Annotated in this window: 10 protein-coding genes; 2 read left to right on the top strand and 8 right to left on the bottom strand. The window is 71.4% G+C overall.

What is annotated here, in order from left to right:
- Positions 1–39: 39 nt before the first annotated feature.
- Positions 40–1,338, bottom strand: a complete 1,299-nt coding sequence (locus ACZ4XD_RS24990) for an LCP family protein (protein ID WP_468045515.1) — start codon at positions 1,336–1,338, stop codon at positions 40–42.
- Positions 1,339–1,612: 274 nt separating this feature from the next.
- Here ACZ4XD_RS24990 and ACZ4XD_RS24985 point away from each other — a divergent pair, with 274 nt between their 5' ends.
- Entirely contained in the window at positions 1,613–2,167 is a 555-nt protein-coding gene (locus ACZ4XD_RS24985) for an acyl-CoA thioesterase (RefSeq protein ID WP_042156514.1), read from the top strand.
- Here the strand turns inward: ACZ4XD_RS24985 and ACZ4XD_RS24980 are convergent.
- From ACZ4XD_RS24980 to ACZ4XD_RS24970, 3 genes are all read right to left on the bottom strand, one after another.
- Entirely contained in the window at positions 2,118–2,699 is a 582-nt protein-coding gene (locus ACZ4XD_RS24980) for a VanZ family protein (protein WP_468045513.1), read from the bottom strand. The two genes, ACZ4XD_RS24985 and ACZ4XD_RS24980, sit on opposite strands and share 50 nt — an antisense overlap.
- Before the next feature lie 83 nt (positions 2,700–2,782).
- Positions 2,783–3,241, bottom strand: coding sequence for a hypothetical protein (locus ACZ4XD_RS24975; protein ID WP_042156519.1), 459 nt, complete (start codon positions 3,239–3,241; stop codon positions 2,783–2,785).
- Positions 3,242–3,335: 94 nt separating this feature from the next.
- On the bottom strand, positions 3,336–4,799 hold the full coding sequence (locus ACZ4XD_RS24970) for an LCP family protein (RefSeq protein ID WP_468045511.1): 1,464 nt from the start codon (positions 4,797–4,799) through the stop codon (positions 3,336–3,338).
- A gap of 287 nt (positions 4,800–5,086) precedes the next feature.
- On the opposite strand from ACZ4XD_RS24970, the gene ACZ4XD_RS24965 reads away from it, so the two are divergent.
- Positions 5,087–6,118, top strand: coding sequence for a glycosyltransferase family 2 protein (locus tag ACZ4XD_RS24965; protein WP_468045509.1), 1,032 nt, complete (start codon positions 5,087–5,089; stop codon positions 6,116–6,118).
- 190 nt (positions 6,119–6,308) lie between these two features.
- On the opposite strand, the gene ACZ4XD_RS24960 is transcribed toward ACZ4XD_RS24965, so the two are convergent.
- The 4 genes from ACZ4XD_RS24960 to ACZ4XD_RS24945 all read right to left on the bottom strand — a co-directional run bounded on the left by ACZ4XD_RS24960 (position 6,309) and on the right by ACZ4XD_RS24945 (position 12,225).
- On the bottom strand, positions 6,309–8,006 hold the full coding sequence (locus tag ACZ4XD_RS24960; protein ID WP_468045507.1) for an LCP family protein: 1,698 nt from the start codon (positions 8,004–8,006) through the stop codon (positions 6,309–6,311).
- 66 nt (positions 8,007–8,072) lie between these two features.
- Positions 8,073–9,842 (bottom strand): LCP family protein, encoded by a 1,770-nt coding sequence (locus ACZ4XD_RS24955; RefSeq protein WP_468045505.1) that lies wholly within the window; start codon positions 9,840–9,842, stop codon positions 8,073–8,075.
- Positions 9,843–10,064: 222 nt separating this feature from the next.
- Positions 10,065–11,303 carry an LCP family protein gene (locus ACZ4XD_RS24950; protein WP_468045503.1) on the bottom strand — a complete coding sequence of 413 codons (1,239 nt, stop codon included), beginning with the start codon at positions 11,301–11,303 and terminating at the stop codon, positions 10,065–10,067.
- Between the two features lie 160 nt (positions 11,304–11,463).
- Positions 11,464–12,225, bottom strand: coding sequence for a TIGR03089 family protein (locus tag ACZ4XD_RS24945; RefSeq protein WP_468045501.1), 762 nt, complete (start codon positions 12,223–12,225; stop codon positions 11,464–11,466).
- Positions 12,226–12,264: the final 39 nt, after the last annotated feature.

The raw sequence follows: 12,264 nt of genomic DNA, 5'->3' as shown, positions 1-12,264 counted from the left end.
TGGCGGTCCGGGGCCTCTTCGTCTCCGCTGTCCCCGCGGTCAGTTGCCGCTGACGGTGACCTTCTCGTCGTTGTTGAGCTGCTGCACCAGCTGGCGGAGCTTGGCCTTGTCCCAGACCAGGTTGCCGCCGTTGCTGCCGGAGACCGGCATGTTCATGGACTTGCCCTCGCCGCCGGTGACGCCCTTCATCGCGAAGAACATCTCACCCAGGCTCCACAGGCTCATGTCCTTGTCGACGACGAGCGTGTCCAGGCCGGCGCCCATCGTCGGGTAGAGCTTGAAGGGGTTGAGGACCGTGGCGGGGGTGGCGGTCTGGCTCGCCAGCGTCGCCAGGAACTTCTGCTGGTTCTTCGTACGGTCCAGGTCCTGCTGGGCGAAGGCGTGCCGGGTGCGGACGTAGGCGAGCGCCTGCTGGCCGTTGAGGGTCTGCTTGCCGGCCGGGAAGTCGGCGCCGGAGTCCTTGTCCTTGATCGCCTTGGGGAGATCCATCTCGACCCCGCCGATGGCGTCCACGATGTTGGCGAAGCCGGCGAAGCCGATCTCGACGTAGTGGTCGATGTGCAGCTTGGTGTTGTACTCGACGGTGCGCACCAGCAGCTCCGGGCCGTCCTCGGCGTAGGCCGCGTTGAGCTTGGTGTGCCGCCCGGTGCCCGGGTACTTCTTGCCGGAGTCCGAGCCGACGAAGGTGGGTATCTCCACGTCCGAGTCACGCGGCAGGGATATCAGCGTCGGGCCGTTGCTGCCGTCGTGCAGGATCATCATCGAGTCGGTGCGCTTGCCCTCGGCCGAGCCGGTGTGCAGCTTGCGCTTCTGCTCGGCGGTCATGCCCTCGCGGCTGTCCGAGCCGACGATCAGGTAGTTCGTGCCGTCGCCGGTCTCCGGCCGGTCGATGACCTTGCTCAGGTCGACCTTGCGGCGGAGCTTGCCGTCGGCCCAGAAGTAGGTGGCGACCGAGGTGACCGCCAGCACCGCGACCAGGGTGATGACCGTCCACTTGATGCGCTTGCCCCAGCGGGGGCGCGGCCGGCCGCGGCCGGCCGGGCCGTAGCCGTCGTCATAGCCGCCACCGCCGCCGCGGCCCCCGCCGTAGACCTGGCCGGTGTTGTAGCCGTCGTCGTATGAATCGTCGTAGCCCTGGGACTGCTGCGGCGGTACCGTCGCGCCGCTGCGCGGGGACATCGACGCCGGCATCGGCGGCTCGTGCCGCTGATAGCCGGGGCCTGCGCCACGCCGCACCTGGGGCATGGCGCGCGCACCCTCCGGCTCGGCGCTGCCGCTGCCGTATCCGTACCGGTTGCCGTTCTGGTCGCCGGACCACCCGTTGGGCCACTCATTCATACGGGGAAGTGTGCACGCCGCGGCGGGGTGCTCCATAGAGCGGGTGCGGGATCGGGCCAGTGCTGTTGCAGAGCTGATGCAAAGCCACGGCGCCCTTCCGCCGCATACCGCAAGCGGACATGACCATTCCGACCTGCACGAATGGAAGCAACCATTCCGGATGGATTCCGGCGGGAGCGGTGAGAGCTGGGTCACGGACCTGCGCAAACGGCGAGACCAGTCTCACGATCCGCGCGGCACGGGTGCCCCACGGGCGCGGCTTAGGCTGGACGTCATGACCGAACTCGTCACCGACACCCCCGAGGGCGAGGCGGTGGGCAAGCCCACTTCCGTGTCCCGCATCACGCTCAGCCACATCATGACGGCCGGCGACACGAACCTCCTGGGAACGGTGCACGGCGGCGTGATCATGAAGCTCGTCGACGACGCGGCGGGCGCGGTGGCCGGCCGCCACTCCGGCGGGCCGGCCGTGACCGCCTCCATGGACGAGATGGCCTTCCTCGAACCGGTCCGGATCGGCGACCTCGTGCATGTCCGCGCCCAGGTCAACTGGACCGGCCGCTCCTCGATGGAGGTCGGCGTACGGGTCCTGGCCGAGCGCTGGAACGAATCCAGCCCGGCCCAGCAGGTCGGCTCCGCCTACCTCGTCTTCGCCGCCGTCGACGAACAGGGCAAGCCGCGCCGGGTGCCGCCGGTGCTCCCCGAGACCGAGCGTGACAAGCGCCGCTACCAGGAGGCACAGATCCGCCGGACGCACCGCCTCGCCCGCCGGCGCGCGATCATGGAGCTGCGCGAACGGCGCGCCGCGGAAGGCCTCGACGACGCATAGCGGCGACCCCGAGCTGCGCGGTCAGCGCCAGCCCCGTACCGATGACGGTGCCGGCCGCCGCGCAGATCACATCGTCGATATCGGCGATCCGCCCGGCCCGCATCAGCAGCTGCGCCGTCTCGATGACCAGGCACAGCCCCACGCCCAGCAGGAAGGCCCCGGCGGCCGGCGTGCGCGGCGCGGCGAACCGCAGCAGCAGTGGTGCGGGCACGAACAGCGCGGCATTGGCGATCTGCCGCCGCACCAGCATCGCCAGCTCCCCGGGCTCCAACTGGGCGCCCAGATCGAACAGCCCCTCACCGGGCCGCCACCACACCGTCGCGTCCCCGGAGCCGATCGGCTGGCTCGGCGCGAGCGTCGCCAGCAGGAACAGCAGCAGCCAGCCGGCCAGCAGCGCACGGGCCGTGGTGCGCGGTGCGCCGCTGTCGGGGGCGAGCGCCGTCCACAGGGCGAGCGCCAGCGCGGCCGCCAGCGCCAGGACCAGGAAGAGCGCCACCGTGGTGGGGGTGATGCCCAGCACAACCTGCCACACAGTGCGCCCCTTTCAGGAGATCCCGTACTTCCCGTACTTTCCATGCATCCCGCGCAGCCCGTGCATCTCACGCATCACGGGCATCAATCGCAGGTCCATTTTGTGACGTAGAGCGTCTCCCCCCGCTCCATGACGCCCCGGATGCACTCCTCCGCGAGCATCTCCACCCGGCCGCTCAGCCCGACCGCGCCGCCCTGGGTGCGCCGGGTGCCGAACCAGCCCGGGAAGGCGGTGATCCGGTCGTTCTTGCGCTGGTAGCCGAGCCGCACGACGATCTCGTCGAGACCGGCCGCCGAACCGTTCCGCCGGTAGGTCGCGGTGTACATCCCGTCGGCCCCCACCGGCCCCCGGAGACACAGCTGGCCGCGCACCAGCTCCCCGCAACCGGTCGGCGCGGGGGGCGCCGGCGGCGCCGCGGCGGCGGTGGCCGCGACCAGACACAGCGCGGCGGTGGCCACGGTGACCCGGCGGGCGCGGCAGCGGGCGTCCGGGCGGCGCACGGGCGGCCGGGGCGCGGTGCGACGGGGCGCGGGGACACTCATGCCGAACCCTCGCTTCGCCCGGCCCCGCATGCGCGGGGCACGCACCCTCTGATCCACCGGCCTCCGGCCGCGGGGACCTGCACGCTCCGCTCCCTCATGGGCACACTGCCTCGTCCCCGGTGATCGCCGAGATCCGGCCCGGCTTCTGCGGCGGCTCCTCGGCCCGTACCCGCTGCACCGCCCCCTGCCCCTGGCCCACCGTCACCTGCATCACCGGGCCCCGCCCGGCCGCCGGCCGCAGCTCCGCGCCCGGCAGCGCGGCGGCCAGCGAGCGGGCCGAGCGGTCCCAGCGCGGGTCGTAGACGATGGCCGTCCGGGGCTCCTTGCCGTGGGCGGAATTGCCGGGGACGCCGGTGGTGGCGAAGCCGCTGGCGTGCAGCTCCTTCGCCACCGTGGCGGCGAGCCCGGTCCGGTCGCTGCCGTTGTCGACCCGCACCTGGACCTGGCCCGGCGGGATGTCCACGACCCTGGCCCGCGGCTCGTCCCGGTCCCGGGGCACCGTGATCGGCTGGTCCTCGCGGATCGCCCGGAACAGCTTCGGCGCCTGCACCGGGTCCCAGCGCACGGTCGAGCCGACCCCCGGCACCGGCCGGGCCACCTCGCCCAGCGGCACGGACGTGAACTCCGAGGACGACGGGGTGAAGCCGCGCATCGCCTGCCCGAGGTCCACCAGGTCGCCGGCCCCGAAGCCCGAATCGGCCCGTACGGACCGCAGCATCGTGTCGGCGACGTCCCTGAAGCGGATGGGGTTCATCAGCACTCCGGAGGAGGTGATCTTGTGGATGAGAGCGGCGAGGAAGCGCTGCTGGCGCTGCATCCGGCCGAGGTCGGCGGAGCCGTCGAGATGCCGTGAGCGCACGTACTGAAGCGCCTGGCCACCGTTGAGCCGTGACTTGCCGACCGGCAGATCCAGCCCCGTGAAGCTGTCGCGCAGCGGCCGTACGGTGCAGATCTCCACCCCGCCGACCGCGTCCACGCTGCGCATGAAGCTGGTGAAGTCGACCTCCAGATAGTGGTCGATATGCACCCCCGTCATGTGCTCGACGGTCCGCACGGTGAGGCTGGGGCCGCCCTCGGCGTAGGCCGCGTTCAGCTTGATGGGGTGCTTGGCGTGCCGGCGGCCGGTTGCGGCGTCCGTGTGCGCGGGGACCTCGGCGTAGGAGTCGCGGGGCAGGCTGATCACGCTGGCGCGGTCCCGGTCGGCGGAGAGATGCACCAGCATCAGGGTGTCGGTGCAGTGACAGGGCGCCCCGCCCAGGTGGTACTTCTGCTTCTCCGCGGCGGTGAGCCGGTCGCGCCCGTCCGTGCCGACGACCAGGAAGTTCAGCCCGTCGCCGCCCCCGGGCCGGTTGCTCATGCCCTGGAAGGCGTCCACCCGGCCGATGCCGCTCTCCACCCCGGTGACCACGGCGTGCCCGACGCCGCTCGCGGCCAGCAGCAGCACGGACACGACGGCGCCGATCCGCAGCCCCCAGCGCGGGCCCGGCGGGCACCGGCGCGTACCGGGCCGGGCGGCCCGGCGCCGGGCCGGACGGGGGGAGCGGAACGGCGCGGTCACGGGGGACACCTCCGCGGCTGGACGGCGTGAGCGGGGCCCGGCGGGGAGCGGGGCCGCACGGGAACGGGGCAGCAGGGGAGCGGGGCAAGCCGGGATCAATCGGACGAGGACACCGTAGGTCCATATGATCGGCTGCAAAGCACCACACGCCGGGCATCCGGCATCCGGCCACCCGGCTGCGTCCGAGGGCGTCCCCCATTCGCGGTAACGTGGGCGCGATTCTGCAGTCTCCCGGCGGGCGCTGCCGTCGCTGGCGGCTCCGCCACGGGCCGTACCCCCGAGGAACCATGCCGCAGCAGCAGCCCCCGGCCGTCTCCGTGATCATGCCGGTGCTCAATGAGGAACGTCACCTGCGCAATTCGGTCCGGCACATCCTGGAGCAGGAGTACGCCGGTGAGATGGAGGTGGTGATCGCCCTCGGCCCGTCCACGGACCGTACGGACGAGATCGCCGCCGAGCTCGTCGCCGAGGACGCCCGGGTGCACACGGTGCCCAACCCCACCGGCCGCACCCCCGCCGCGCTGAACGCCGCGATCAAGGCGTCCCGGCACCCGATCGTGGTGCGCGTCGACGGCCACGGCATGCTCTCGCCGAATTACATCGCCACCGCCGTGCGCCTCCTGGAGGAGACCGGCGCCGCGAACGTCGGCGGCATCATGCACGCCGAGGGCGAGAACGCCTGGGAGGATGCGGTCGCCGCGGCGATGACCTCCAAGATCGGTGTGGGCAATGCCGCCTTCCACACGGGCGGGCAGGCCGGTCCCGCCGAGACCGTCTACCTCGGCGTCTTCCGCCGCGAGGCGCTGGAGCAGCAGGGCGGCTACAACGAGGAGTTCATCCGCGCCCAGGACTGGGAGCTGAACTTCCGCATCCGGGAGGCCGGCGGCGCGATCTGGTTCTCGCCCGAACTGAAGGTCCAGTACCGCCCGCGGCCGAGCGTCAAGGCGCTGGCCAAGCAGTACAAGGACTACGGCAAGTGGCGCCATGTCGTCGCCCGCTACCACGCCGGTTCGATCAATCTGCGCTATCTCGCGCCGCCGACCGCGGTGTGCGCCATCGCGGCGGGCCTGGTGATCGGTGCGGCCGTCACCCCCTGGGGCCTGGTCGTCCCGGCCGGCTATCTCGCCGCCATCACCGCGGGCTCGGTGCCGGCCGGCAAGGGGCTGTCGCTCAAGGCCCGCGTCCAGATCCCGGTCGCCCTGGCGACCATGCACATGGCCTGGGGCGCGGGCTTCCTGACCAGCCCCCGCTCACTCGCCAGGAAGGTCATCGCCAGCCGCCGCCCGGCGGTCATGACACCGGCGGCGGACGCCGAGTAGACAGGGCGCCGCCTGCTCCTTCGCGGGCTTGCGCGCGGGACCCTGCCCTTTACACCCGCCCACCCCCCGAAGGGGGGTGGGCGGCGGGGAAAAAACAACCGGGCCGCAGCGCAACGCCGGCCGGGCAGAGCGGGCCCCGGCCTGGAGGCGGCAACTCCGGCCTCCCCGCCGAGAAGCGGCACCCCCCCGCCTAGAAGCTGTACGACGGATTCACCTTCATACAGGCCTTGGTGTCCTCGCCGTTGAGCGCGTCGGCGCTGTCCGGCGCCTTGTCCGCGCCCTTCTCGTCGTCCGACTGCTCCGGGTACGCCGTACCGGTACGCCAGTCGTTGCCGACGACCAGCCGCATCCCGGTGGCCGAACTCGACTCCCGGACCGCGTCCTTGGGGAGCCCGAGCGCCTTCGCCAGCGCCAGGGCGTCGCCCCGCTGGGCCTTGTCCCGGTACGTGAGGGTGGTGTCGGCCTGGGTGGTGAGCGCGGAGTCGGTGCCGGCCGAGGTGTAGCCCAGCCCCGCCAGCTGCTGCTGGACGGCCGACGCGCGGCCGGAGACCGGGCCGTTGACTGTGCTGTTGGTGCCGTTCTGCACGACAACCTTCAGCTGGTCCTTGGGAGTTGACGGCTTGGGGGCCGGGGTGGCCTTTTTCTTCTTGTCCTTGCCGTCCAGCGCGGTGTCGTTGCGCAGCAGCCCGAAGGTCGCCTCCGCGTCGCCCGGCTTGGGCATGACATACGACTCGCCGGGGCCGTACTGCCAGGGCATGGTGACCATCGTGATGCGCTTGGTCGGCACCCGGCTGAGATCGCCGCCGAGGTCGTAGAGCTTCTTGACGGTGTCGAGCCCGTCGTCGACGGTCAGCGCGTTGGTCGCCGCCTCCGCCAGATCGCGCAGCTCCCCGGGGTTGCTGAGCTTGGCGTCCTTCTTCAGCTGACGGACCATCGAGTTCATGTACATGTGCTGGGCCTTGGCCCGGCCGATGTCGGTGTTGTCCTCGAAGCCGTAACGGGTGCGCAGCCACTGGAGGGCCTGGACGCCCTTGACGGAGTGGGTGCCCTTGGTGAGCTTCAGCCCGCTGCCGTGGCCCTTGCTGTCGTGCGAGTAGACGTTCCCGTCGACGCAGACCGGGACGCCGCCGATGGCGTCCGCCATGTCCACCACGCCGGCGAAGTCGACCATCATGAAGTGGTCGATGTAGATGCCGGTCAGCTCCTGCCAGGTGGCCAGGGTGCAGCCCGGACCGCCGTGCTGGAGCGACTGGTTGATGGCCGCGGAGGTCTGCGGAAAGACCTCATGCGTCTTCGGGTCGGTGCACCGCGGGATCGTCACCCGGGTGTCCCGCGGGATGGAGATCACCGACATGTTGCTGCGGTCCGCCGAGACATGCAGCAGCATCTGCACATCGGCGAGCGGCTTGCGGTCCGCGTCCTGGCGGGCGCCGCCGAGCTCGATGTTCTTGGCGTTGTTCCGGCCGTCGGAGCCCAGCAGCAGGATGTTCAGCGGGCTCTGTCCGAAGGCGTTGGGGTCCGGCTTCTTCAGGCCGTCCCCGCCCAGGGACCTCGGCGCCTTGCGGAGGTTGGCGTTGAGGTGCTCGTAGTACCAGTAGCCGGCACCCGCGCCGCCCACTATCAGGACGGCGAGGGTGAGGGCGGTCCACCGCAGCACCTTGCGGCCCTTGCGGCGCGGCTGCTCCCCTCGGCGGTGCCCGCCGCCGTCGGCGGGCACGTCCCCGTCCCCGTCCGCGGCGGCCACGGCACCGCCTTCGGGCGGCGTCCAGCCGGGTGCGTCCGGGGGCAGCCCCTGGTCCTCGTAGACGCCGTCGTCCCGGACCGGCTCCGCTGCTTCCGGCCGGCGTCTCCGACGCGACCGGTCCCCACGCACACTGCTCAGCCCCATTCGGCCCTCTCCCCGTTGTCAGTCGTGTGCTCGGCGCCTCGGCGGGGCGGCCGGATCCCGCTCAATTCACTTTGCGCAGATGTTCTTGTCATCCGCATTGACGTTCTGCACCCCGTCCGGGGTTTCGGTCGGCGCCTCGATCGGTGAACCCGGCGCCTTGAAGTCCTTGCCGAGGACCAGCTTCATCGGCTGGCGGTCACCGGCGTTCTGCCCGGACTTCTTCAGCGCGCTCTTGGGCAGCCCCATCCAGTCGGCCAGAGTGGCGGCCTGGTCGGCCTGGTTGGGCGCGTATTCGAGGCGGGTGGCGGCCAGCTTCGCCGGCGCGTTGCCGGCGTTGGTGGAGAGCTTGGCGGCCTTGTTGTTCTGGAGCCAGTCCACGGTCTCCTGGGCCGAGCCGATCGGTCCGCCGCCGTTGGTGACATCGACGCGTACCGCCTCGGGCGGGGCCTTCTTGACCTTGGCGGCCTTCTTGCCCTTGCCCTTCTTGCCCTTGGCCAGGGTGTGGTCAGCGCGCACCATCGCGAACAGCGGGTCCGCCGCCGTCTTGTTCAGAATGACGGTGGCCGGGTCCTTGGGGTTGTCCAGCACCGGCACCGTGGCGAAGGTGATCTTGTCGATGTCGACCTTCTTGAGGTCGTTACCGAAGTCCAGCAGCTTCCCCGCCGTGCCGATACCGGTGTCGACGGTGAGCGCCTTGGTCGCCGCCTGGCTGACGTCGTAGAGCTTGCCCGGGCTGCTGAACGCGCTGGACTTCAGCTTGCGGATCAGCGAGCTGAGGAACTGCTGCTGCATCTTGATCCGGTCCAGGTCGCTGCCGAATCCGATGGCGTGCCGGGTACGGACGAACGCCAGCGCCTGCTCACCCTTGACGGTGTGCCGGCCGGCCTTCAGCTTCAGGTGCGACTTGGGGTCGTTGAGGTCCTTGGCCGCGCACACCTCGACGCCGTCCACCGCAGTGGACAGCTCCTTGACGGCGTTGAAGTCGGCCATCATGAAGTGGTTGATCTTCAGCCCGGTCATCTGCTCGACGGTGCGCCAGGTGCAGCCGGGGTCCCGGCCCTCCTGGCCCAGGCTGGTGTTGAAGCGCACCTGGTTCTCGCCCGGGACGGTCTTCGTCGAGCCGTCCTTCTGCTTCGTGGGGCAGCTGGGGATGTCGGTGATCATGTCGCGCGGGATGCTCAGCGCGGTGGCGTTCGTCCGGTCCTTGGAGATGTGCATCAGGATCGTGGTGTCCGCGTGCCCCACGCTGCCGACGTCGCCGTAGCCGTTGTTGCCCTTCCCGGAGCGGGAGTCGGTGCCGATGATCAGGAGGTTCACCGGGCCTTCGGACACCGCGTCGTTCTCCACGCCGACATCGACCTTGGAGATGTTGCCGTCCAGCTCTTGGTAGATGTAGTACGCGGCGCCGCAGCCGGCGACGAGGACGAAGCCCACCACACCGGCGGTCCAGTGCAGCGCCCGCTTCTTCCCCGACTTCTTCGGCTTGCGCTTGCGGCGGCCCGCAGGGCCCGCCTCCGCCGCCGTCGCGGTCGCCGTGCGGGCGGCGGCGGCACGGCGTGCCGCCCGGCCGCCGGCCGGGCGCTCGCCGTCCGCGTCCGCGGCGCCCTCGTCCCGCCGGCCGCGCTGGGTCGGCAGCGGCCGGGTGTCGGTGTCGCCGACCTCCGCGTCCCGCTTACGGGCGGCGCGTCTGCCGGCCGCAGTGCGGTCGGAGGGCCGAGCGGCGGCTTGACCAGGGTCAAGCCGCAGTTCGTAGTTGCCGGTGTCCGGATCGAACACCCACTGATCGGCGGGATCGACGTTGTTGTCGCCCGCCCGCCCACGGCCTTGCGCGTCCACGGTGCCTTGAGTCCTCCGTCGGTGCCACGCGGCGCCATCCCCTCAAGGCGCTCGGTAGGTCGATCGAGATTGCTGGTTCATCGGTCGGCTTGGTCGAGCGACCGGATCGCTCACACTATCCGCCCAGTTCAGCGCCCCGCGACGCTCGTGACAAATTCCACTTACCTACAACTGGGCAATCCGCCCAATCCATTCGAGTCGTCGGCTTGTTTTGCGGCCTCTTTATTCACAGACCCCGTGTTCCGCCGTCGTTCCGGGAAACGCCGGACCCGAACTCGGCGCGGGCGCGGACGGGGTGTCCGGCCGGTCGTCCGAAGATCCGTTTCCGGTGCGGACCGGTTCCTCCCCGGCGTCCTGCGGGGGCGTCACGGTCACCGCAAGATCCCTGTGCAGCCGCGCGAACAGCCGCCCGGCGTCCGGCTGCCGCAGCTCATCACGATTGGGGTCCAGGTGGTACTCCTGCCGCGGCACGGTCATGAACTGAACCCGCTCGGTAGGAATGCGGCGGGTGCTGCGCACCAATTCGTACAGCCCCCTCAGGGAAGCGAGCCCGCTGTCCGTGGTCAGTGAACTCGTCGCGGCATCCAGCACCGGATACAGCCGCGTCGGATTGAGCAGGACACCATTGCTCTGCACTTTCTTCACGAGTGCGCCAAGAAATCGTTGTTGCCTCTCCATGCGCTGGGTATCGCTGCCGTTGCCCAGACTCTTTCGTGCCCGTACGTAACCGAGCGCGTCCTCACCGTGCAGGGTCTGCCGGCCGGCGGGCAGGGCGAGACGCGCCTCGGGATCACGCACCGGCTGCGGCAGACAGACCTCGACGCCGTCCACCGCGTCCACCATCTTCGTGAAGCCGACGAAGTCGATGATCAAGTAGTGGTCGATACGGATCCCGGTCAGCTTCTCGACCGTGCGGATCGTGCAGGCCGGGCCGCCCGCCGCGAATGCCTCGTTGAACGGGGCCGGCCGCGGGGCGGTCTCCGTGCCGTCCGGGCGCTTGCAGTGCGGCAGCTCGACCACCAGATCGCGCGGGATGCTCACCGTGGTGGCGCTCTGCCGGTCCGCCGCGAGATGCAGCAGCATCGTGGTGTCCGAGCGCTGGCCGCGGCTGTGGCCGTACCGGACATTGCCGCCGGTACGGCTGTCGGAGCCGATCAGCAGCACGTTCCCGGCGTTCGGCGGGCCCGCCGGCGGCCGCTCGGACTCCCACTTCCGCAGCTCCCGCTCGGTGGCGCTGTCGGTGTGGATATTGCCGTTGAGCTTGGCGTACACCGCCCAGCCGGTACCGGCCCCGGCCAGCACGAAACCGGCGATCCCGAGCGCGACCCAGCGGCGCCAGTGCCGCCGGTACGGCGGGATGCGCGGCGGCCCCGGCCCGTCCGCTCCCCGGCCCCCGGCCGGGCGCGCTGCCCAGCCGGCGAACCTGGGGGGCTCGGGGGTCTCGGTCACGTGTGCGTCCATCCCTCACGGAGTCGGCGTCGCGCCCGCACGCAGGCTCGGACGGAACAAGAGACGGACAAAACCCGCGCATGGTTGTACGTACTCAAGATCCTGGCCTGAAACGGACGTACCGGCCCGCCCGGGGCGCGTCCGGTCCGCCGGACGGGGGAGCTCCGCTTCCTCAGTGCGGCAGCGGCGCCCGGAACGTGATCTTCTCGCTGTTCTCCCGGTCGGCCGTGCCCTCGGCGCCCAGCCGGTCCAGGTGGCGGCACAGCACCACGGAGCCGCCGACCGCCAGCGGCGCGTACAGCCCGTACGACAGGCCCTGCCAGCTGTCGTAGCCCAGCCCCGACAGCACCCGGGGCGCCTCCGGCAGCCCGGCCGCCTCCGCGTCCGCCAGCGCACGTGCCACGGTCCCGGCCCCGGTCAGCTCCTCGCCGCCGACGACCAGCGCCGCGGCACCCGCGTCCACCGGCGCGAACGGCGCGAACCGGTCACCCTGGCCCGGCACCTCGACGGCGTAGTCCGCGAAGCCCGCCGGCGGCTGCGGGAAGCGGCCGCCCAGCGGACGCAGCGCCAGCGCCACCCGCTCCCCGGAGCAGGCGAGCGCCGCCTCCAGCCGGTCCGGCCCGGCCACCACGAGATCGGCGGCGGCCGGATCGCCGTCCACCTCCGCCACCACGCCCACGGACGAACAGGCCAGCAGCCAGACGGCGGTCTGCCAGTGCGCGGGCAGCAGCAGCGCGAGCCGGTCACCGGGCTCGGCGGCCAGATCGCCCTGGAGGTAGTTGGCGGTCTTGGCCACCCAATTGGCGAAGGTCGCGACGGACAGTTCCACGCGTTCGCCGGTGGCGTCGTCGTAGAAGGTCACCAGCGGGCGGGCCGGGTCCGCGGCGAGCGCGGAACTCAGCAGGTCGGCGGGGGTGCGATCGGTGGCGTTCATCGCGGCCAGGGTACGCGCGGCACCGGTTGGCGGCGGGCC

The sequence above is a fragment of the Streptomyces sp. NPDC029466 genome (genome assembly GCF_055574515.1).
Note: the sequence above shows the minus strand (reverse complement) of the source record. Positions and strands in the feature narration are given on the sequence as shown.

Excerpts from the sequence above, each read along its gene's own strand:
- ACZ4XD_RS24990 (WP_468045515.1), bottom strand. The coding sequence starts at position 1,338 with ATGAATGAGTGGCCCAACGGGTGGTCCGGCGACCAGAACGGCAACCGG.
- ACZ4XD_RS24985 (WP_042156514.1), top strand. The coding sequence starts at position 1,613 with ATGACCGAACTCGTCACCGACACCCCCGAGGGCGAGGCGGTGGGCAAG.
- ACZ4XD_RS24975 (WP_042156519.1), bottom strand. The coding sequence starts at position 3,241 with ATGAGTGTCCCCGCGCCCCGTCGCACCGCGCCCCGGCCGCCCGTGCGC.
- ACZ4XD_RS24965 (WP_468045509.1), top strand. The coding sequence starts at position 5,087 with ATGCCGCAGCAGCAGCCCCCGGCCGTCTCCGTGATCATGCCGGTGCTC.
- ACZ4XD_RS24960 (WP_468045507.1), bottom strand. The coding sequence starts at position 8,006 with ATGGGGCTGAGCAGTGTGCGTGGGGACCGGTCGCGTCGGAGACGCCGG.
- ACZ4XD_RS24950 (WP_468045503.1), bottom strand. The coding sequence starts at position 11,303 with ATGGACGCACACGTGACCGAGACCCCCGAGCCCCCCAGGTTCGCCGGC.
- ACZ4XD_RS24945 (WP_468045501.1), bottom strand. The coding sequence starts at position 12,225 with ATGAACGCCACCGATCGCACCCCCGCCGACCTGCTGAGTTCCGCGCTC.